Annotated in this window: 23 protein-coding genes and 1 pseudogene; 18 read left to right on the top strand and 6 right to left on the bottom strand. The window is 39.0% G+C overall.

Annotation, left to right across the window (positions count from 1 at the left end):
- Positions 1-171 precede the first annotated feature (171 nt).
- A complete protein-coding gene (locus AB685_RS03365) occupies positions 172-2103 on the top strand; it encodes a DNA mismatch repair protein (protein ID WP_047969107.1) in 1932 nt (643 codons plus the stop codon).
- Positions 2104-2245: 142 nt separating this feature from the next.
- Positions 2246-2392 carry a hypothetical protein gene (locus AB685_RS31180; protein ID WP_157860692.1) on the top strand — a complete coding sequence of 49 codons (147 nt, stop codon included), beginning with the start codon at positions 2246-2248 and terminating at the stop codon, positions 2390-2392.
- 440 nt (positions 2393-2832) lie between these two features.
- Here AB685_RS31180 and AB685_RS03360 read toward each other — a convergent pair whose 3' ends face one another.
- Positions 2833-4764 carry a S8 family serine peptidase gene (locus AB685_RS03360; RefSeq protein WP_053073712.1) on the bottom strand — a complete coding sequence of 644 codons (1932 nt, stop codon included), beginning with the start codon at positions 4762-4764 and terminating at the stop codon, positions 2833-2835.
- A 239-nt stretch (positions 4765-5003) separates the two neighbouring features.
- On the opposite strand from AB685_RS03360, the gene AB685_RS03355 reads away from it, so the two are divergent.
- From AB685_RS03355 to AB685_RS31990, 7 genes and pseudogenes are all read left to right on the top strand, one after another.
- Positions 5004-5711, top strand: a complete 708-nt coding sequence (locus AB685_RS03355; protein ID WP_047969106.1) for a response regulator transcription factor — start codon at positions 5004-5006, stop codon at positions 5709-5711.
- Positions 5704-6717, top strand: a complete 1014-nt coding sequence (locus tag AB685_RS03350; RefSeq protein ID WP_047969105.1) for a sensor histidine kinase — start codon at positions 5704-5706, stop codon at positions 6715-6717. Before AB685_RS03355 ends, AB685_RS03350 begins: the two co-directional genes overlap by 8 nt.
- Before the next feature lie 102 nt (positions 6718-6819).
- Positions 6820-7590 (top strand): ABC transporter ATP-binding protein, encoded by a 771-nt coding sequence (locus tag AB685_RS03345; protein WP_047969104.1) that lies wholly within the window; start codon positions 6820-6822, stop codon positions 7588-7590.
- Positions 7580-9565: an ABC transporter permease gene (locus tag AB685_RS03340; RefSeq protein ID WP_047969103.1), complete on the top strand. Its 1986-nt coding sequence runs from the start codon at positions 7580-7582 to the stop codon at positions 9563-9565. Before AB685_RS03345 ends, AB685_RS03340 begins: the two co-directional genes overlap by 11 nt.
- Positions 9566-9689: 124 nt before the next feature.
- A complete protein-coding gene (locus AB685_RS03335; RefSeq protein ID WP_047969102.1) occupies positions 9690-10259 on the top strand; it encodes a hypothetical protein in 570 nt (189 codons plus the stop codon).
- 32 nt (positions 10260-10291) lie between these two features.
- A pseudogene (locus AB685_RS31995) lies at positions 10292-11038 on the top strand (Nif3-like dinuclear metal center hexameric protein); the annotation flags it as partial.
- A 12-nt stretch (positions 11039-11050) separates the two neighbouring features.
- A complete protein-coding gene (locus tag AB685_RS31990) occupies positions 11051-11857 on the top strand; it encodes a DUF5694 domain-containing protein (RefSeq protein WP_347230863.1) in 807 nt (268 codons plus the stop codon).
- A gap of 29 nt (positions 11858-11886) precedes the next feature.
- Here the strand turns inward: AB685_RS31990 and AB685_RS03325 are convergent, their stop codons facing one another.
- Complete coding sequence (locus AB685_RS03325) at positions 11887-12606, bottom strand: GDSL-type esterase/lipase family protein (protein WP_047969101.1); 720 nt, start codon at positions 12604-12606, stop codon at positions 11887-11889.
- Between the two features lie 126 nt (positions 12607-12732).
- Between AB685_RS03325 and AB685_RS03320 the strand changes: the two genes are divergently transcribed.
- On the top strand, positions 12733-13200 hold the full coding sequence (locus AB685_RS03320; protein ID WP_047969100.1) for a YjdJ family protein: 468 nt from the start codon (positions 12733-12735) through the stop codon (positions 13198-13200).
- 39 nt (positions 13201-13239) lie between these two features.
- Here AB685_RS03320 and AB685_RS03315 read toward each other — a convergent pair whose 3' ends face one another.
- A complete protein-coding gene (locus tag AB685_RS03315; RefSeq protein ID WP_047969099.1) occupies positions 13240-14721 on the bottom strand; it encodes an alpha/beta fold hydrolase in 1482 nt (493 codons plus the stop codon).
- Positions 14722-15282: 561 nt separating this feature from the next.
- Here AB685_RS03315 and AB685_RS03305 point away from each other — a divergent pair.
- Together AB685_RS03305 and AB685_RS03300 are read left to right on the top strand one after the other, a co-directional pair.
- The gene (locus AB685_RS03305) at positions 15283-15675 is read left to right on the top strand and encodes a DUF2085 domain-containing protein (RefSeq protein ID WP_047969097.1); all 393 of its coding nucleotides are present in this window, start codon (positions 15283-15285) and stop codon (positions 15673-15675) included.
- Positions 15676-15763: 88 nt separating this feature from the next.
- Positions 15764-16408, top strand: coding sequence for a hypothetical protein (locus AB685_RS03300; RefSeq protein WP_198530446.1), 645 nt, complete (start codon positions 15764-15766; stop codon positions 16406-16408).
- A 31-nt stretch (positions 16409-16439) separates the two neighbouring features.
- Here the strand turns inward: AB685_RS03300 and AB685_RS03295 are convergent, their stop codons facing one another.
- From AB685_RS03295 to AB685_RS03285, 3 genes are all read right to left on the bottom strand, one after another.
- A complete protein-coding gene (locus tag AB685_RS03295; RefSeq protein ID WP_047969095.1) occupies positions 16440-17192 on the bottom strand; it encodes a hypothetical protein in 753 nt (250 codons plus the stop codon).
- A 1-nt stretch (position 17193) separates the two neighbouring features.
- Positions 17194-17400, bottom strand: coding sequence for a helix-turn-helix transcriptional regulator (locus AB685_RS03290; RefSeq protein ID WP_047969094.1), 207 nt, complete (start codon positions 17398-17400; stop codon positions 17194-17196).
- Positions 17401-17524: 124 nt separating this feature from the next.
- Positions 17525-17989 carry a hypothetical protein gene (locus AB685_RS03285; RefSeq protein ID WP_053073711.1) on the bottom strand — a complete coding sequence of 155 codons (465 nt, stop codon included), beginning with the start codon at positions 17987-17989 and terminating at the stop codon, positions 17525-17527.
- A 324-nt stretch (positions 17990-18313) separates the two neighbouring features.
- Between AB685_RS03285 and AB685_RS03280 the strand changes: the two genes are divergently transcribed.
- The 6 genes from AB685_RS03280 (at position 18314) to AB685_RS29660 (ending at position 20885) form a co-directional block, all read left to right on the top strand.
- Positions 18314-18649, top strand: a complete 336-nt coding sequence (locus tag AB685_RS03280; RefSeq protein ID WP_047969093.1) for a zinc ribbon domain-containing protein YjdM — start codon at positions 18314-18316, stop codon at positions 18647-18649.
- A gap of 106 nt (positions 18650-18755) precedes the next feature.
- Entirely contained in the window at positions 18756-18938 is a 183-nt protein-coding gene (locus AB685_RS03275) for a hypothetical protein (protein WP_047969092.1), read from the top strand.
- A gap of 53 nt (positions 18939-18991) precedes the next feature.
- On the top strand, positions 18992-19447 hold the full coding sequence (locus AB685_RS03270; RefSeq protein WP_047969091.1) for a GNAT family N-acetyltransferase: 456 nt from the start codon (positions 18992-18994) through the stop codon (positions 19445-19447).
- Positions 19448-19710: 263 nt separating this feature from the next.
- A complete protein-coding gene (locus AB685_RS03265) occupies positions 19711-20052 on the top strand; it encodes a hypothetical protein (protein WP_128755793.1) in 342 nt (113 codons plus the stop codon).
- A 290-nt stretch (positions 20053-20342) separates the two neighbouring features.
- Positions 20343-20495: a hypothetical protein gene (locus AB685_RS31645; protein WP_198530469.1), complete on the top strand. Its 153-nt coding sequence runs from the start codon at positions 20343-20345 to the stop codon at positions 20493-20495.
- A 108-nt stretch (positions 20496-20603) separates the two neighbouring features.
- On the top strand, positions 20604-20885 hold the full coding sequence (locus AB685_RS29660) for a hypothetical protein (protein WP_053073710.1): 282 nt from the start codon (positions 20604-20606) through the stop codon (positions 20883-20885).
- Positions 20886-20916: the final 31 nt, after the last annotated feature.

The raw sequence follows: 20916 nt of genomic DNA, 5'->3' as shown, positions 1-20916 counted from the left end.
TATCCTGCATTCAAATTTCAAACTACCATTCAAAACGCAAAGGACGAGTGTTGTTCTTTGTGTTTTTTTATTTGCAAAATATATTTACCGCCCCTGCTCTTTCCATTTCCTCGCACGGAATTAGTGATTGCATCCATCAAACTGCTTACTAATTACTAGGAGGAAAAAACAATGAATAACGAAACAATTAAAGCTTTACAATTTACAGATTTGAAGAAAGACGTGGCAGCCCTTGCTATCTCAGAACCAGGAAAAAAAGCCGTATTGGCATTGGAACCATCCCTTAATAAAAGACAGATTGAAGCATGGTTAAATGAAGTCACAGAAGGAAAGAAAATTCTCGCAATTAGTTCAAGCGTGCCAATTCATGGCCTTTGGGGCATTGAATATATTCTTAAAAATCTCCATAAAGGGATTGCATTTAGGCCAGATCAACTTATAGGACTATATGAATTCCTAGATACTATTGAAAAATTGAAGCGGTTTATGAAAGACAAAGAATCTGCAGCTCCTGTCATCACAAGCTTTATGTATTCCGTCGTGGAGCTTTCTCATGTAGCAGAAGAAATTATTCGTTGCATTCGTAATGGGAGGGTGGACGACTATGCCAGCAAGGAGCTGCTGAAAGTAAGAAAGCAGATATCCACATTGGAAGAACGGATTAAAAGCCGTATCGAGCAGCTGGTCAAGTCGACCAAGTACAGCAAATACCTTCAGGAAAGCTTGGTAAGTACCAGGAATGGCAGGTATGTCATCCCTGTGAAAAAAGAATATAAAAACAATATCAAGGGAGCAGTCCTAGATGTTTCCGCATCCGGATCCACAGTTTATATGGAGCCCGAGGAAATTAGCATCATACAGGATTCCATCAGTATGCTGAAGTTTCAGGAGGAGGCAGAAGAGGAGCAAATTCTTTTTGCACTGACTGGTCTGGTCCAGGAGCATGAAAAGGAAATCAAACTGGCGATGGATTTGATGGTCAGTTATGACGTTATTTTTGCCAAAGCGAAACATAGTTTATTACTGGAGGGAACGGCACCGCAAATAAATGAACATCATGTAATACGATTAGCAGGGGCCCGACATCCGTTACTAGGAAAAAGCGCAGTGCCTTTGGATTTGGTTATTGGTGAAGACTACGATGCGCTCGTTATCACAGGTCCAAACACCGGTGGGAAAACGGTCACGATTAAAACGGTGGGGCTCCTGACGTTGATGGCTCAATGTGGAATGCATATCCCTGCTGAAAAAGGGAGCGAGATCGCAATCTTTCACAAAGTGCTGGTGGACATTGGAGACGGTCAGAGTATTGAGCAGTCCTTGAGCACATTCTCTTCCAGGGTGAAAAATATCATTGAGATCTTGGCAGAGTCCACACCGCAAACGCTGGTACTACTGGATGAGCTAGGTTCCGGAACAGACCCGGCAGAAGGGATGGGGCTCGCAACTTCCATTTTAGAGGAGCTTTATAACAAAGGAACTACCATGCTTGCCACGACCCACTACAGTGAAATCAAAGAGTTCGCCAATGAACATGAGGGATTTTGTAACGGTTCAATGGAATTTGATGTAGAAACCCTAAAGCCGACGTATCGACTTATCGTTGGAAAAGGAGGGGAGAGTCAAGCATTTGCTATTGCGTTGCGTCTAGGCATGCATCCTAAGTTGATAGAACGAGCACATGAAATAACGTACAAAGAAACAAAACATTACAGTGATAAATCGGATAGGCCGAAGCATGAGCTCGAAAGGCAACTTGCCATGAACCGTAAGTATGTGAGAAAGATGAAGCATCCCGAAAAAGAAAAAACAAAACAGGAGATCAATTTTAAGAAGGGGGACAATGTAAAGATTCCATCCATTGGTGAGTTCGGTATCGTTTATAAACCGGCAGATGAGAAGGGAGATGTGGAGGTTCTGGTGAAAGGGCGGATGGAAACCTTCAACCATAAGCGACTATCCCTTTATATCCAATCGGAAGACTTATACACCAATGACTACGACATGGATATTGTTTTTGAATCAAAAGAAAACCGTAAGCTCCGAAATAAGATGAAGAAGCATCATGTGGAGGAGATTATCCTGGAGGAGTCGGACGACTGATATTTTGGAGATGTAAAGCGAGCGTAAACAATGTTTTATTGTTGTGAATTATTGGTAAAATAGCTTTCTTTTGTTCGGATTTCTTGTAAGATTAAGCGTGTAGTCCAATAAAACAAGCATAGCTCAAGGAGGAAGTATAATCATGAAAAAATGGTTTTTAGCATTATCATCTTCCGTACTATTATTAGCTCTTGCAACTGGATGCGCCGCTGAGAATGAAGAAATGAACAACAACGAAACGAACATGGAACAAAATGAAACGAATAATGGGGAAACGAACGAAGATTAGTTTGAGTGAATGAAAGCACCTGGAATTGACGGCTCTTTAATAGGAGTCGGCATACTCCTGGGTGCGTTTTTTATTTGGGGACTATGTTGTGGATGTAAGATCGGAAAAATGGCCAAAAAAGTATGCAAAACGTGCTTTTTAGTGTGTGTGAAAAATGGTTAGGACAATTTGCTTAGCTGTTCGGACATTTTAAAGAGGATTAATGGATTCTTCGGACAAGAACTGGTGTAGTTCGGTCAAGTTTCATGTGGGGTTTGGTCATTCGAATTTTTGGTTCGGTCAAGAATGCAAGATCTTCGGTCAAGAATCAAAAATCTTCGGACATTCAGTACATGAGCTTGCACTTAAGGCAGTAACCCAACTCCAAAAAAACAACAAAAACCACTGCAATCGAGAGTTATTCCCCTCAATTACAGCAGTTTCTACAGATCAAAAACTTATTAATTCACAATCGCCAATGCAAACGCCTGTGGCCCTTGAGGAACATTGTAAGCCTGAACCTCAACAGTATATGTTCCACTTTGTGGTGCATTGATGAACACATTCTCTACGTTATTACGGCCATCCCAGTTATTATTAAACGGAGCCGTAAAGTCGTTCCCTACATACTGTGTTCCGTTCGGAGCGGTAATCACCAAGTCAAGGTCATTCACCAATGTCACAGAAGCGGATGTGCTTGCAGGAGCATCAGACCAAACTAGGGAGATCTTAAGTGGCTTGCCTGCTGTTGCTGTAAAGGAATACGTTGCCTTTTGACTTGTAGACAAAGAACTTGTTTCGTTTACAAACGCTGTATTCAGAGACTTATCCAATGTTACACGGCCCCAACCTTGGTTGCCGTTCGGGAAGCCAAGACCCACATCAGTTGCACCAGCGATTAGAGCCGCCTTCAATAAAGATGGCTTAGGTGTGATGCCTCTGTTTTTGATAAAATGCTCGCGTAATTGTGCTACGTTTCCTGCGACAATCGGTGTTGCCATGGAAGTTCCGCCCATGTACGCATATTTGCTGTCATGGTTTGCCCAGAAGGAAGAGTCTGGTGCAAGGGAAGAACGTGCTGATAAGATAAATGTTCCCGGCGCCATTACGTCCGGCTTGATACGACCATCACGAGTCGGTCCGCGGGAAGAGAACTGAGCAACATGGTTGATATTGTCTGCATAAGATCCAAAGCTTGGACGATAATTTTCCGTCGCTCCAACTGTAATGGCATTTTTCGCAGTACCTGGTGCACTGATGGTTCCGCTGTTCGGTCCTTCATTCCCAGCTGCGAAAAGAACAGCCATGTCATTTTTACGAACATAATCATCTACGTTTCTTGAATCTGTCGTGTACGCTCCATTCACTGCAGCACCCCAAGAATTCGTGTGGATTCTTGCCCCGGCACTATAAGCCTGACTGAATAGAGTGCTCAGATTAGAAGGAAGACCGCCCAATCCGCCGCTGCTATCCATGATGGATTGGAACACTAGGTTTGCCTGTGGTGCCATTCCTTTATTGGTTGCTCCGTTTCCAAGCACCGATCCGGCAACGTGGGTACCATGACCGTTCGGATCATTGGAATTATTGGATCGTCCCAACGCATACAATGCTGTAATTTTTCCACGGAAAGCTTCATGCATGGAGCTGTCGTTGCGACCGGTATCAAGACCTGTATCAGCAACTGCAACTACTTGTCCTTGGCCGTATAATCCATAGCTATTCTGGGCTACGTCGGCTTTGACAATCCCTCTCGCTACATCATTCATCACCTTATATTCCGGCTTTGGAGAAATATAGAGAACATCATTGTTGGCAGCATATTGAACAATTTCGTCAATACCTTTAAAATCGATTTCTTTATTGTTTTGTTTTGCGTCAAGTGCAACGGCCTTCACTAAAGCAGAAGCACCTTTGGTGAATAATAGTGGATCTACCTTATAGAGAGGCAGATACGGCTCAACTGATTCAAGGTGAGCAATGCCATCCGTGGCTTTTGCGATATCCCCTTTGTATTCCACAATGTATGCATAGTCCGGTATGTAATCTACAATTGTTGCACCAGTAGACTCCAGCTCTTTTTTCGTTTCTTCTAATATTGGACCATCAAATTGAACGATATGAAGCTTGTTATCTTTCGGTACAACTTCTAACTTTTTCTTCAAGCCATTTGGTATTTTACTATTTTCTGTTTCCGCTAGAAATGAAGCTTCACCAGTTTTTCCATTCTTAGAAACTGTCTTCTTCTCTGTTATCTGGCTGACTCCCTTGAAATCTAGTTCAAAGCTGTTTGCTCCCCCTGTTGATGGACTGCTTAAAGCAACAGTTGATAGAATCGTTGCGGCTGACAAAACGGATAAAAACACTTTCTTTGATTGTCCCTTTTTCTTCATCCTAAAGCTCAACTCCTCTCAATTGATAACACAAGAATAATTTAGCATATTAAAGGAAGAATTTATATTGGGAAAATTCTGAATAAAATTGATGCATAACAAGAACAAAAATCATCCACTTTCCCAATGGAAAGTTTTGTAGGGTGATTTTATTAATTGGTTCACTGAGAAGCCCCGACAATTTCTATGGTAAAATATACATAAAACAGCCAAGGCAAAACAAAAGGGGTTTTCAAACCATGCATAAGATCATGCTTATTGAAGACGATAGGCAATTAAATGAGCTTGTCGGAGGACATTTGGAACGATATGGCTACACAATTCACCAGCCAACGGATTTCCAACATATTATGGAGAGCTTTTCAGACATACAACCAGACCTTGTCTTATTAGATATTAATCTACCATACTATGACGGATATTTTTTATGCAGGAGCATCCGACAGCAATCAATGGTTCCTATCATTATCATTTCCGCGAGAAGTACAGAGATGGATCAAATCATGGCGATGGAACTTGGTGCGGATGATTACATAACCAAGCCCTTTACCTTTGAATTGTTACATACAAAAATAAAAGCGACGATAAGACGGGTGTACGGAGAATACGCAACAAAAGACAAGGGTGAATTATCTGTGGAGGCTCTGAAACTAGACAGTCAAACCCTTGCAATTCAATATGGTGGGAACAGGGAAGAACTTAGTAAAAATGAATACATATTATTAAAAAAACTGATGGAACACCATGAAACCTATATTCCAAGAGAAACACTAATAGAAGAAGTATGGGACTCGTTAACCTTTGTTGATGACAATACGTTGACAGTCAACATGACGCGAATCAAACAAAAGCTCTCCTCGCTTGGACTCTCAAATGTCATTATAAGCAAAAGAGGAGTGGGCTATATGCTGAGTGTTCCTACTCCGTTAGGCAAAACAAATGGGTAAGGGAATACTGAGGAGATTCTTTAAGGATAGAGCCCTGCTAATTTCGTTCTATATCTTTAACATCGGCTCTGTAATCACATTTTTTCATCTGAGTGAGCCCGCTAACTCGGAGGTTCTGTATCCTTTTTCCGTAGGGATTTTTCTTCTTTCTGTCTACCTCCTTATTGATGGATACCGTTATTATCAAGTGAACGAAGCGTTGGGAAAAATGTTCAATAATCAGTATGCAGATTTGAAGGTGTATACAGAAGAACAAAAGGCTTTTTATCATTGGATTAAGAAGGTAAACCAAGAACATTCCAGTGAAAAAAATGAACAGATCGCAAAGAATAAGGAAAGGCTGTATTTCCTATCACACTGGATGCACCACCTGAAGACCCCGGTATCTGTAATGGATTTAATCATTCAGAACGAGAAAAAATCACCTGTCAGTCCAGAAGCTTTGGAGAGGTTACAAGTGGAAAATAAACGGCTACATTCCGCCATTGAACAAGGTTTGACCATGGTCAGAATGGATAGCTTTGAAAATGATTTGGATATCAAGTCAATCGACCTGCTCTCATCATTACGTAAAGTGATAAACAACCGGAAAAGTGAGTTTATCTATCAATCTGTTTTCCCGGTTTTGAATAGTGAGGAACAAGCAGCATTCATCATTACCGATCAGAAATGGAATGAAACCATGCTGGATCAGATCATCTCCAATGCGATTAAATACTCGAGTGGAAAAGAAGGCAACAAAAAGATAAGATTTCATGTGGAAAAGAAAGAAGAGGCTATTGTTCTCTCCATTACGGATGAAGGGGTCGGCATCCCATCGTATGATATCGAAAGAGTGTTTGAAGCATTTTTCACAGGAGAAAACGGACGGGCATACCAGAATTCTTCAGGTATTGGGCTTTATCTTTGCAAGAAAATTGCAGACAGGCTGAACCACCAAATCACAATAGAGTCGGAAGTATCAAAAGGGACAACCGTCACGATTCGATACCTTACAAAACTGTAAGGTATTTTTCGTCTTGTTCCATGGTTCAGTAAAGTGCTACTTAGTAAAATACATACATGAGTGGTGAATTAACATCTCTAGTTGAAATAGGAGGCCGAGACGATGGGGGAAACAATTTTAGAAGCCAATAAATTAGTGAAGATATATGGAGAATCGAGTGGGGACGGAGCAACTACAGCGGTAGATGGGGTGGATCTTTCGATAAATAAAGGGGAATTCATCGCCATCATGGGCCCGTCTGGAAGCGGAAAAACGACTCTGCTTCATATGATGAGTGGAATTGATGCACCAACATCTGGAGAAGTGTATATAAGCGGGAAAGAGATCAGTGAAATGACCGGGAACGAACTAGCCCTCTTTCGGAGAAAACAACTGGGGTTTGTATTCCAGGAATTCAACCTGCTCGATAGTCTGACAGTGAAAGAAAATATGCTTGTTCCGATGGTGTTGGAGAAAAAATCAGTGTCAGAAATGGATGGAAAAGTGAAGGAGCTTTCCGAACTGTTTGGAATAGAATCCATATTGGATAAACACCCATTTAACATTTCAGGTGGGCAGCAGCAAAGGACCGCGGTCAGCCGTGCACTTGTGAACGGTCCTTCTATTATTTTCGCAGATGAACCGACAGGAAACCTGGATTCAAAATCATCCTCAATTATCATGGAGTGTTTCGAAAAAATTGGGGAAGAGCTCGACACGACCGTGGTGGTGGTCACGCACGACGTATTTGCTGCAAGCTATTGTCGGAAGGTTGTTTTTATAAAAGATGGGAAAATTGATTCTTATATTGTCAGAAAAGGGGATCGAAAGGAATTCCTAAATCAGATCATGGACAATCTTGCCGTGTTGGGAGGAAGGAGCCATGACCTTTAATCAGCTTGTTTGGAAAATGGCGAAAGGAAACAAGGAGAAATACTTATTTTATTTTCTATGCAACGTATTTGCCGTCTTTTTCTTCTTTATGTATAGCACCATCTATTTCAATGATTCGGTAGTGAATGTGAAAGAGAGCGAGAGTATAAAGGATGCATTATCCATCCCCGGAGCTGCGCTAGTCTTTTTCACGGTTTTCTTTATTACATATGCCCACCGTATTTTTACTAGGAGAAGGAAAAAGGAGTTCGCACTCTTGATGACATTAGGAATGTCCCAAAGAGATATCGCAAAACTTTTATTAGTGGAAAATGCGCTGATTGCATTTGCCTCCATGGTAGCTGGTATCTTGACAGGGATGGTTTTTTCACGGTTATTATTCTTACTATTTATCAAATTCTCTGGCTTAGGAGAGGTGCCATTCCATCTCTCTCAGGAAATGATCGTTTATTCTATCGTGACATATCTTGCTATCTTCCTGGTTTCAGTTTTTATCACTCTATACTTGACCTTGAGGAGAAGCGTATCACACAATCTGAAAAGTGAAAAAGTGGCAGATATGATTAAAGGTAGGAGTCCTGTTTTTGGGTTGCTCGGGATAATCCTGTTGATTGGCAGTGTTGTATTGTTGTATTGTACTTTTGCCATACCGTCCTTCGCCCAAGGTGATGCAGGTGGATATCTGCTCCTAAGTACTCTGGGAGTATTTATGAGTCTTTATATTGTCCTTTCTCAAGGGATGAGTTTCTTGATAGAAAGGGCACGGAAACATAAACCCTACTATTTTAAAAGGATGCTGGCTTTAAGCAATCTTGAGTATAAATTTAATCAGTTGGTGGCGATTATGCTCCTGATCACCATCATGAGCATGGTCACGATCTTTTACACAAGCATGATGTTAATCGTCGGTGCTGAAGGAGAAAGGCAGGCAATCAACTCCAATCCATATGATCTTTTCTACGCAGAGACCGAAACAAAGAATACGCTAATAAAAGAAGAATTGGTCAAGATTGTTGATAAACCGGAAAACCCTGTTGAAGATTACGAGAAAGTGAACATGTTCATTTTCTATCAAGATGATCCATACTGGGAAGATGCCTATTTTGATTTTACGTTCATGGGAATCTCTGACTATAATAGCATTATGGATACAGAAGAAATATTGTCAGAGGATGAATTGATTGAATGGATAAATTCGGATCCAGAGTATGTAAACGATGAGGGTATGTACGAAAATGGGCTTCAACTCATGGATGGAAACAACCCTTATCAATTTGAGCGTAAAAAATATGTGATGAACGACAAATTGAATTCTCATAGATTCACGCCTTACTCGGTACTGGTTGTTCATGATAAGGTGTTCCAAGAGCTAAGTAGCGATTTAGTGGGCGATGAAGTCACCTTGCATTTGTTGAATTTCAAGAATTGGAAGCAAACAGAAGTGGTGACGGAGAATTTGAAAAACACGATGGATGAACTTAATCAAAACACGCCTCCTTTTGAAAGTGTACGTCTAACATTTAATGAAGAAGACAGTCAAGAAATCTTTCAACCAGTCTCTAAAATCATGGCATTCAATGCCATTAAGACTTCATCTAAAATCATGCTTTTGGTATCTACGTTCATAAGTATCCTATTTTTCTTTGGCTCTTTCATTCTGCTTTACCTTACTATTTTCTCCAATTTAGATGAGGAAAAGGCAAAGTATAAAAAGTTGTTTAAAATTGGGATAACCAAAAAGGAAATGCAGACACTTATATCGAAGGAAATGGGCGTATTATTCTTTTTTGCACCAATCCTCGGATGCAGCTTAGCATTTATCTATGTTCTATCCTTTTCACAGGATGTAGGGGGTATCATGGAAAATCATCATTTCCTCATGCATTTCGGAAGCGTTTCAGGGGTTTATTTAATGATTCAATTGATCTACTACTTTTACTCTAGAAAGAAATTGCTACGGGAGTTGGAATTTTAATAGGAAAAGGCTTGATTCTATTAGAATCAAGCCTGCTTTTGTTTTTACTATATTGAGTTATTGCCAAATGTTTGAAATAATTGACAAGAAACCAAAATATTTAATTATTAATGGGGTGCAATAAATGAAGTTTTCATATGTGGATATAAAAAGCGGAAATGCAACATGTATTTTTGAAGTGAATGGTAAGAAATTCGAATTTTCTCCTACCTTTCATTCCGATGCACTAGGAGACTTTTTATCGTACCTTGCATCGAAACATCCCCTATGTAAATTAAGCTGGAAAGAAGGAGCTTTTCATCATAGAAATGGGGGAATTGATTGGCATATGGGGCCAATCTTATTAGGGTGGGAGTTTAATCGTAACTTTCAGGAGTTAGAGATAACTCTAACGGAAAAACAAAATTATATGGCCGAAAGAGTTCAAAACAAAAATTTTCCTAGAGTAATACTAAAAACTGTATGTAATTTTGATGATTTTGTTTTATGTGTAGTGAAGGAAATAGACAGAGTAATTAAACAACGTGGAATATTAGGTTATCGCCAAGTGTGGCAAAATTACACGTTCCCAATTGATAGTTTTCTGGCATTGAAACACGCTTGTCTCAATAAAAAACCATTTGAACTAACTAAAAAAGACAATGGGACTTCAATTGAAGAGGAATTGAGTCTTTTGATAAAAGAGATAGATTAATTGATTTCTAAACATATTGCAGGGAGGCTATGATGGATATTGCAAAATTTAACGCTATTATCAACGAACTATTTTCTAAAGAGTTACTGGAAGAATTCCATGATGATTACGGGTTTTCATACACTTCCAATAAGATAATAAAGACGATTGGATTTTCAACCAACCTTTCCATTGAAGTGATTGAACAGGCAAGAGCTGCACATGTTGATTTGATTCTAACTCACCATGATGCTTGGGATTTTATTTATGGTTTAAAAGAAGAATGTATCAAGAGATTAAAAGCATATGATATTAGCCATTTCTGGATCCATGGGCCACTTGATTATATTGATTTTGGAACATGCACTTCATTAATGAACAGAATTGGTATTGATAATATCATACGTTTTTCCGAGTACAAGAACGCTAGTATTCCAGGTCTTGGCGAGTTTAACGAAGCGAAAAGTTTTGAGGCTCTTGCAGATAAAATGAGAACTGAGTTGAACGAGCCTGTCAGAGCGTGGAAAAACAATGAGAATACAGTTAAAAAAGTAGGAGTGCTGACTGGTGCGGGTAATTCGACCGATCATATAAGATTTGCCTTGGAACAGGGCTGCGACACTTATATAACTGGAGAGGCAAGCTTATATACGATTCAGTATGCTAAGTTTACAGGTGTAAATCTACTTGTAGGAAGCCATACCTTTACGGAAATATTCGGAGTGGAGAGTTTAGCGGTAAAGTTAAAAGAGCTAAACGAAAGTATCTCACTTATTGAATTGCAGGAAGAACACTTTGAATTGAATCCAAGAATGATAGAGCTCTTTAAAAAATTCGAAGCTAGATCTGAAAAGGAAAAAGTTATGTCCAATACTCCATCTATTTTGATATTTGGTACAGACCATTTTGAAAAATCGGCTGTTCAAGATTATGCGAAAACAACAGAAATAGATATTTTAAATGAACAAAAGCAAGAGGAAATACGTAAAATAATAGATTGTCTGAAGAAATTCTCGCCAACAAAAATAGTATTGGAATACCCTTATAAATATCAACAGAAGTTAACTAATGAGTATCAAGAATACCTTTCTGGAGAAAAAAAGCTTTCAGTTAATGAACGTCATCAAATCGGGTTTCGACTAGCAAAAGAATTGGGTCACTCCAACATATTTGCAGTAGATTGGAACGAAGAAGAAGGTGTACCAGATATATTCGAATACATGCAAAGGAATGAGACAGAGAGGTCTAGGCAAGTATTTAGGGATTTAGAAAAGATGGTGGACGAAGCCAATGAAAAGTCCCAGACCTCAACAGTTGGGGAATTTCTTATATTTTTGAATGATATACAACAAGTGAGGAAGAATCTTCAACTATATATGGATATTGCGTTAATAGGGGAGGATGATGATCCTATTGGTGCTAAGTGGGTGGCAAATTATTGGTATTATCGTAATTTACTAATCTACAAAAACATAAAAAATCTAGCCAGCGAAAATGACCGACTTTTAGTCATATATGGAGTGGGACACGTTCACCTGATAAATAAATTTGTTCAAGAAGGGGACCACTTCTCTAATGAAAATGTTGGGGAATACTTAAAATCTCTTATCCCAAAATAAAAACGCTCAAATCCTGAGCGTTTTCAATCTTAAAAATCATATTCATCAATAATCTTTTTAGTCATCAACTCATACCCTTTTTCATTGGGGTGAAGAGAGTCACTGAAATATTCCTTTGATTTTTCCTTGAAAAGATCATTGGTGGAAATAAATTTAATGCGTTCATAATCATCCACTATCTTTTGACTATTTTCATTCCATTGCACAATAATATCTTCAAGTTCAGCAGAATCTGGATAAGAATTGTATAACCCGAGAAATAATACTGGAGCATCTTTATTTTCTTGACGAATGTTATTAAGAATTTCTTGTATATTCTCTTCGTATTCTACAGCGCCTTCTTTGATTTTTTCTTCATTGATTCCTTTCAAGTCGCCGCCATTGCTTTGAATTAAATCATTGGTGCCAATAAAGAGAATAATATAATCAGCGTTGCGGATGTCCTTCTGAATGTTGGTAAGCTTCACTTGCTTTACGACACCGTCAGATTCTTGTCCAGGGATACCGTAGTTCTTCACTCTAACATTCGCGCCTTTTTCATCCTGGATCAGTTTTTCTAAGTTTTCCACGTATCCTTCACCGGACTTGTCACCAACCCCATAAGTTAATGAGTCACCAAGTGTGACCATCGTTTTCGGTGATTGATTTGAATTAGTTGTTTCCTTATTGTTCTGATAGCCACTATAAAAACCTGCCCCGATAAGAGCAACCACAATTAAGGCGGCAGCATAGATGATTGTTTTCTTCATAGGTGAACCTCCTCAATGATGTAGTAGTTCCCTATTACAAAAATAATTAAACGGACCTAATGAAACCTTTCTGCTGTCAAAAACGTTTATTTCAGTAGAAGCAAATAACAAAGGGGGTTAATACAAATGAGCTTGAAAAAAACAATCCCGTTCGGTCTGGCAATTATGTTTTTCATCATCGCGACTTTCGCTTCGTGGTATGAGGGGAGCGAGCTTGTTGATAATTCTTTCGAATGGAAGCACTCAGCAGTTATCACGTCTTGGTTACATAATGGGGAAGTGGAGCGGGGGAGTATATCTCAGCTGGACTACTTTATATATTCCATTAAATTCAAACCGATCTTTCCAATCATCATGATGATTAGTTTTATTTATTTGGTCTTCGCATTAGGCAATAAATTTCTTAAGTCTGGAACAAAACGCAACTTGTTTGTAAGTCTATTGGGAGTACTCTTACTTATTGGATCGGGATTAATAGCAGGATCACCAACTTCTGGTGCAAAGATTTTTATGATTTCTCAAATACTCGTTGGTGCATTTCTTCTTGGATATGCAGCGTTACATCATTTTAGACAAGTACAAACCGAATATTAATAAAAGTGCTCTTCCAAGTCGGAAGAGCACTCTCTTAAATCAATATCTATTGCCGTTTTTATCTACATAAACAGATTTGACGATTGTCCGTTCAAAAGGATTGCCGTTTTTCGTTGTACCTTTTACATCAAGCGTGATGGTATAGACGCCTTCTTCTCTAAAGTCCACGTCAATCTTTCCTTTATTGGCAACTTTCATCCCAAAGTCAGCTTTTGCCTTTCCGTCTTTATTGATTTTGACATCCACATTCATGTTCTTCACTTTTTGTCCTTTATTCTTCAGTTCAAATGTGGCATCTTCCAATACGACTTCCTCATTAAGGTCTGTATGGAAGCCTACCGTCATTAGATAGGCAGCTTTATCTTTCTTCGCTTTTACTGTCCATTGCCCTTGTTCAGGTGACTGAATTTGGAAGGTGTGGTGGTGTCCACCTTTGAAAATTTCCTGATCGATGGAATGGGCAAAGGTCGAATACACCTTTCCAGAAGGACTGATAATTTCGATATCTTTAGTTTGTTTGTCGCTCAGCCAATCTAAATCAATTTTTTGTACATTTTCCTCAACTGTGAAGGTTTGTTTTACTACTTTCTGGAACTGACCGCCACGGTGAAGTGTACTTATGTTAACTGGCTCTTGTTCCATGGGTTCAACAGTTGCAGCTGCCTCGCCAAGGGCGAAACCGGCTGTTTGAGTAGTTGTTAAGTAAGGACGGAAGTATTGGAATGTACCGCCTTCACGGACTGTCGTATGGTTCCAGTTACTGACTCTGACCTGCGTACTATAGGAAAGGCGGGAGTTATTGACGGTGACCGCACCATCGTTTGATCCGTATGAGCTTAAGTATAGACCACCCCAGTAAAGTGATGAGCCGAAGCTTCCCCAGCTAGTTCCGGCGAGTGTATAGATTTTATTGCGGTTTCGGTTTGTATGGTTATCCATTTGAGGTCGGTAGCTGTTCATATAACCGGTTTGAAGGGAGTAGGTTGCGTCATTTTTACTTCCAAGAATACTTGCAAGCCAGCTTGCCCAGCCACTGTAGGCAAGGTCCGCGAGCTGTGAGCCGTAATGAGGGGTGGATAGGGTGATGAGGTTGGAAACATATGAATGTGCTCCGTAATGGACAAGAGCGTTTTGTGCATCAATTCCACCTTTACTATGAGCGACAATCACAATCTTCTTTTGGTTGAAATGGTTGGATATATCACGAATCCGGCTATTGATGATGGACCCGTTATCCCACATGTTCTTATCGGGATGCACATCGATAAATGCCGTTTCATACCCGTTATTCAGGGCTGTCTGATACATGTTATTGCTTTCCCACCATGTACGGGAGGAACTGTTTATTCCATGGATGAAAACAAGGACGGGTTTGTTCGGATCGACGTTGCTTGGTGTATCACCCACATACCACTGGCCAGGAACACCACCGGGATTATCTTTCCCTCCAATAGTACCGGCATTAACGGAAACAGGTACAACTAGCAATGCTACTAACAATAAGACCACCAACCTTCTCATTTCAACACTCCTTTTGAATTAATTAGGAGATATCTCCCCATCTATTCTATCTGAAAAAGGAGCGCTTTCAGAATAGATTTTTAAAAAATGAGCGTAAGGACTTGGAGTATTAACTAAATTAATAGGAAGAAAGATACATATTCGACAAAAGGAAGCAGGATATTCAGGATAAGGAAAGAATTGTATGGAGTGGAGTATAAGCGTATAGTATTCTATAAATTAACTACAACAAAAAGAGGGTTGCAAATGATTTTTATTTTATGGGCTTTATTAGGTATAACTTCAATAGGGAGTATTTATGGCATTACTGTTTCTAGTTCGACGTCAGAGCTTGTGGCTAGCATTATTTTTCTAACTCTTAGTATGATTGGACTATTTGCAAGTATCCATTATTATATGAAAAGACAGGATAAGAAAAAGAAAAAGACAAGTGGCGGGATATGGGATTGTCTCTATTGTCATATTCCACTTCCGAGATCTTCAGAGAGATCTTCTGGGAAATCAAATGGGTTAGATTGCACAGACTGTGACTGCAATCCATTCAATTAAGGGGCACAGTAAATGAATGAATATATTAATTCAGTGTTAACTTTACGCTTTTTTCCTTGTCATAGAAAGAAAGAGCGCTCTCTTGTCATAGGGGGCAAGCAATTCCCTATGTGCTACAGATGTATGTCCATATTGATAGGTTACCTTGCTGTGGTCCCATTGCTATGGATGGCAGCTGACGTTACATTTTTTAAGATGGTTGCGTTCGGTGTTTTTTTGAACATTCCGATGGTTATGGATGGCTACTCTCAGCTTCGGGGGTGGAGAATGAGTAACAATTTCCTCCGATCATTTACAGGGCTGATGAGTGGCATTGGTATGTCTTGTATCATCGTGGCTGGTTCCATTCAGTTTCATCGCGGGATAGAGGGTTTTGCTAGTTTTATAGATTCTTTATTGACCTGAAGCAGTGATAACACCATTTTATTTTTTGATTGGGGAAATTAATTTGAAAATAGCAGGGAGAATTCTAATTTATTTATTGGGATTCTTGATGGTCTTAATTTTAAGTTTTGCCATATTTATTTTAATTGGATATCTTCAGTACATGATTTTTGTACCTGATGACTATCTGATCTGGGTATTTAAATATCCATACTCTCGATTTATCATCATAATTGTCCTTTATCTTTTTCTATTATTCTTCTATTTTTTCTTTAGGAAGTATAGGGAGAAGCCTTCTCCCACTGGAAAACGAAAGGCTCTATGGGCCGGTTTCATCGTAACCAATATAATCGGGTTCTATATTATCTTTACATCTGTCACGGTAATAACGGAGGAGACAATCATTGACCATTCTTTCCTGCATCCACAAGGCAAGAAGTATGACTATCGTGATGTGGTGAAAATAGATGCTGGCGTTCGTGGAGACAATTTTTATCTTCCATTCACACACAAAAAAGGGGAGTTTTATTACAAGATCGAATTCATTGATGGAAAAAAGATAGATCTGAATGATGAAGCCGGTAGTTTTGACGTAAAGGGTGATCATCCAACCTTTGTTCTGAATCAGCTAGACGACCGCCTAGTAGGAATGGGGATTACCAAAGAATCCAGCATGAAGAATTTCCATTATATAGCGGAAGATTTAGATAAGATGTACACAGACAAAATCAAAAGCATATTGGAGAGAAAATGAAGCATTGCGTGCAGCAATGCCTCATGTCATTTTATTCGCATGTGAATTTAGTAAGGCTCCATAAACTACCACTTTCTACAACAGCTGTACCACCCTTGTCCATACATGCTTCCATTTGAGGCAGGATGCTCTGGGAGTTGGAGTGGATTTTAGCAATTCTGCCAGCAGTTAATACAAAAATAGCTAGGGAAAAAAGCATAATTCCTCGAACAATGTTTTTGTTCATTCTGGAGAGTTTGCGATCTGTCCCATTGTTGGAATCAGTAAAGGTGTAGTTGCCAGAAAAATATTGACGAATCTCCCTATAAAAGAGAAAGTTCTGAACAATGATGACTATCAAAATCCCCATGATGAAATAGAACCTGTGAATGGGAATTACCATCAATAAAGCCAGAAGCGGGAGAGCGTTGGCATAAAGTATGTACACTTTTCTCGTGGCATTTTTCGAAACCTGTTGAAGCATTTCATCATCTTCCAATAACTCACCAGGGCGGTGAAACACAAATAGATAGAGTTTCCCCCCAGGGTTCTCCTTATTATGTTTTCGATACCTTTTGAAAAATGCTATATAGAATAACAGAAGTAACACCACACTCACTATCAATATATGAATAGGTGTTAAACTCCAATTAAATGAAGTTTCCGTCCCGTTTACAACAAAAAAAGCATCAAAATTATGAATCATCAAATCAAACAATTGTACAAGACTATAAGTCAACGGCATCAAAAGTATGCAGAATACTATCGTCCATAATGGTAGCTGAACCCTTAAATCTTGATTCATTCTATTCATCCTCCCCTTCTAACCAGAATAATTCATTCACCTTTACCCTCAAATGTTTGGCAAGTCTCAAGGACAATGCAATGGAAGGTGAAAATTCCCCTTTTTCAATAAAGCCGATTGTTTGCCTGGTAACACCGACCAGGCTTCCCAAATAAGATTGAGAAAAACCGTGCCGAGCCCTTAATTCCTTCACACGATTACAAAGCATTATGTTTCTCCTTTATGTTAGCTTTTATATACTTAATGTAAAGTATTATTAACATAGTGTCAATAATGCTTTACTTTTTGTGCGTAAGAAACGGTACGAGAGGAAACTCTGTACCGTTGATGTATCAATATGGAAATTTAATGATGCCAGTTATAACGGTCTTCAACATGTCTAAAGAACCTAAGACATCTTCTTTGTTCTCTAGACTATGATCACCATTTGGGATAAGGAGTGTTTTCATATTAGAATTTGATTTCAGGTTTGCAAATCGATCTTCCTTATAGCAAAAATCCTTATCACCAATTATACATAGAGCATTCTTCTCTCCCTGTAACATCACCTGATACACATCATCCCGATGTAGAAGAGGAGTCAGCCAGATGGCAGTGGCTTTTTTAAAGGAAGGCTGGTTCGTGAGATGCGATAGTGCAATGGTGCCGATTGATTTGGCCACAATGATAAATTGGTCATAGTGTTTCTCTTTCAGAATCTCTTCCAACGTATGCAGTACATTGTTGGAAAAACGGTCTGCATCAAAGTGGTCCAGCTCGGCATCACTAAACTTGTAATTAACTTGAAGGGCAATCAAATCCTTGATTGAAATAATGTCCCGTAGAAAAGTGCAACAGAGGACCTTGGGAGGTGTAGCCAGCTCCTGGTAAAATAATGGCTAACTTGGTAGCTGTGGTTTTTTGTGTCATGAGATTAGTAGGGTATGTTTTACGTTCGGTCTTTTGATTATCTACGATCATATTTTCACCGCCAAATGAATTTTAAAGAATTATATCATGAAATTTAGTAATTTAGGTAAAAAATGTATAAATGATTTTATAAAAATAGAGAGTCAAGCCAGTAAATTATGCTATCCTAATAATAGTCTAATAATAGAAGTGTAAATGGAGGAACCAAATACATGTCAACATTGCCAAACTGCCCTAAATGCAATTCGGAATATACATATGAAGATGGAAATCTATTAGTCTGCCCGGAATGCGCTTATGAATGGAATCCAGGTTCTGAGAAAGTCGAAGAAGAGAAAGTATTCAAAGATGCAAATGGAAACATCCTGAACGATGGAGATACGGTGACGGTCATAAAAGACCTGAAAGTAAAGGGAAGTTCGTCCGTCGTAAAACAAGGAACAAAGGTTAAAAACATCCGACTTGTAGATGGAGACCATGACATTGATTGCAAAATCGACGGTTTCGGTGCGATGCAGCTGAAGACGGAGTTTGTTAAGAAGGTATAAGATGGAACACGGTGGATCCTTTTTGGGTTCATCTTTTTTTATAGTCCAATATTGGAATTTAATGCTAAAATAAGGAAGAGGTCGCAATGATAGAAGGGGAATAGTATTGTTTAATGGAATAATCCTTGCTATTTTAGTAGTTCTTTTTACTCTTCGACATACGGGTTTGGAAGAAATGCTATACACCTTCCTTTTTGCATCCATGTTTTTCAATATTTATATGGTCGTACAAATGAAGAAGGTGAAGGAAGAGTTGAATAGAATAAGGCGTAATTCTGAGGAATTATAAAACAGTTTGATACTGCTAGATGTAATAAGAATTGCAAATAGGAGGAAAACGAAATGAAAATCAGAATTGATCATGTTACCGATCCGGTCGTTATTACATTTGTCGAGGAGCATATGAAAAATCTTAACCTTTTATCTCCCCCAGAAAGTAACCATTATTTAGACCTGGATGCCTTAAGAAAACCGGATGTCACATTCTGGAGCGCATGGGAGGATGGAGAAATTGTCGGTTGTGGAGCTCTGAAGGAGTTGGATGCCCAGACTGGAGAGGTGAAATCCATGCGAACGTCCTCCCTACATTTAAGAAAAGGAGTAGGGAGACAGATTCTTCAATACATAATTAATGCAGCAAAAGAGCGTGGGTATCAGCGATTGTATCTTGAGACAGGTTCATTGGATGCATTTCTTCCTGCACAGAAGCTATACGAAAGCTATGGTTTTGAATATTGTGAGCCATTTGCAAATTATATAGAGGACCCAAATTGTGTATTTATGATGAAAAAATTATAAGGCTCTTTTCTCAAAGATTGTTGCTATTCATAGTAAAAAGTCGGAAATTGGACTTTTTATTGCTTACATACTCTAATTTACATGCAGTCTATCCCGTATAGCCAGGAAAAGAGCACGATAGCAAGGTATATAACGGTTGATTTATAAATACGAAAAAGCAACAAAGTTTACGAAAACAGCCAATTATAAAAAATAGGAATTTAAGGAAGGTTATTGTAGTGTTTTGGTGAATTTGATAGTGCAAGAAAAATATAAGAAGTAAGGTGGAATTCGTTATTAGTATTGCAATGGTAGATGTAACAGTAAAAATGAACAACCATGATTTTAGCGACAGGGAAGCTAAGATTCTGGAAGTACTTCTGCTTAACTTATCTGCACAATCAAACGCTGATTCTACCAAGATGGCAATGGCATTGAACCCGCTTGAAAAATTTGAATCTGATGAGGTATTGAGTTACCGTTTTGCCTGGCAGTCTTCCATATCAGAAGAACTGTTTGTGGAATTCAAAGCGGGATTAGAACGCAGATTTAAAGGGGCTTTAAAGATGTGTGATCTTCTTGAAGGGGAAATCGTATTCAAAGAGAACGCATATCTAGGAATTTAGACCAAAGAGGTCGTGTATTATGTCGTTTGTTAAAAAGGGAAGGTTTGTCGCTTTTTGTCGGTTCGTTTGTATTGCAGTGAGTTTGGACAGTAAATGGGTCACTTTGGATTGTATTTAAAAAATTCGGACAGTATTTTGTAGTAGACCGACAGTAAATAGGTGGGTTTGGACAGTAAACGAACTGAAGTGCATTTTCAAGGTCAAAAAAGTGCCCATGATGACCAAAACAATACTGAGTTCATGGAATTTATTACAAGAATATATATTTTCCGCACAAAGGAGGCAATAAAATGATAGAAATCAAGGATAAAACATACATATTGAAATCTCCAGAAGGCTTTACCCAAGAAATCGGCCGCTTGTTTGTTATCCATGATGGAATACGCAAGAAAGACAACAATTGGTGCGGTGGAACATTTAACGGTTCACGAACTGGAATATAGAATGGATGGGCAGGGTAATTCCATAAGCAGTCTGCTACTACATATCGCGTGTGTGGGAGAGATCTATCAAATAATGACCTTTGAAGAGAGAGACCCTAAGGATGAGAGATGCAGAAGCTGGAGGCCGGGTTGACACTTGGAGAGAAAGCATTCAATGAAACAAGAGGTAATTCTGCTTCCTTCTACACCGAAAAACTGGCCTTAGTTCGCGAGCATACTAAATTAGAACTAATGGAAAAAGACGACAGCTGGATGGATGAGGTGACTCCATTAAGTCCTAACCATATGGCAAACAACTATTTCCGTTGGTTCCATGTATTTGAGGATGAATTGAACCATAGAGGGCAAATCAGGTTGATTCAAAGCCATATGAACAGAAACAAACAGTAAAGAAAAAGGTGCTAATCCATCGGTTAAATGG

Source organism: Bacillus sp. LL01 (assembly GCF_001037965.1).
Note: the sequence above shows the minus strand (reverse complement) of the source record. Positions and strands in the feature narration are given on the sequence as shown.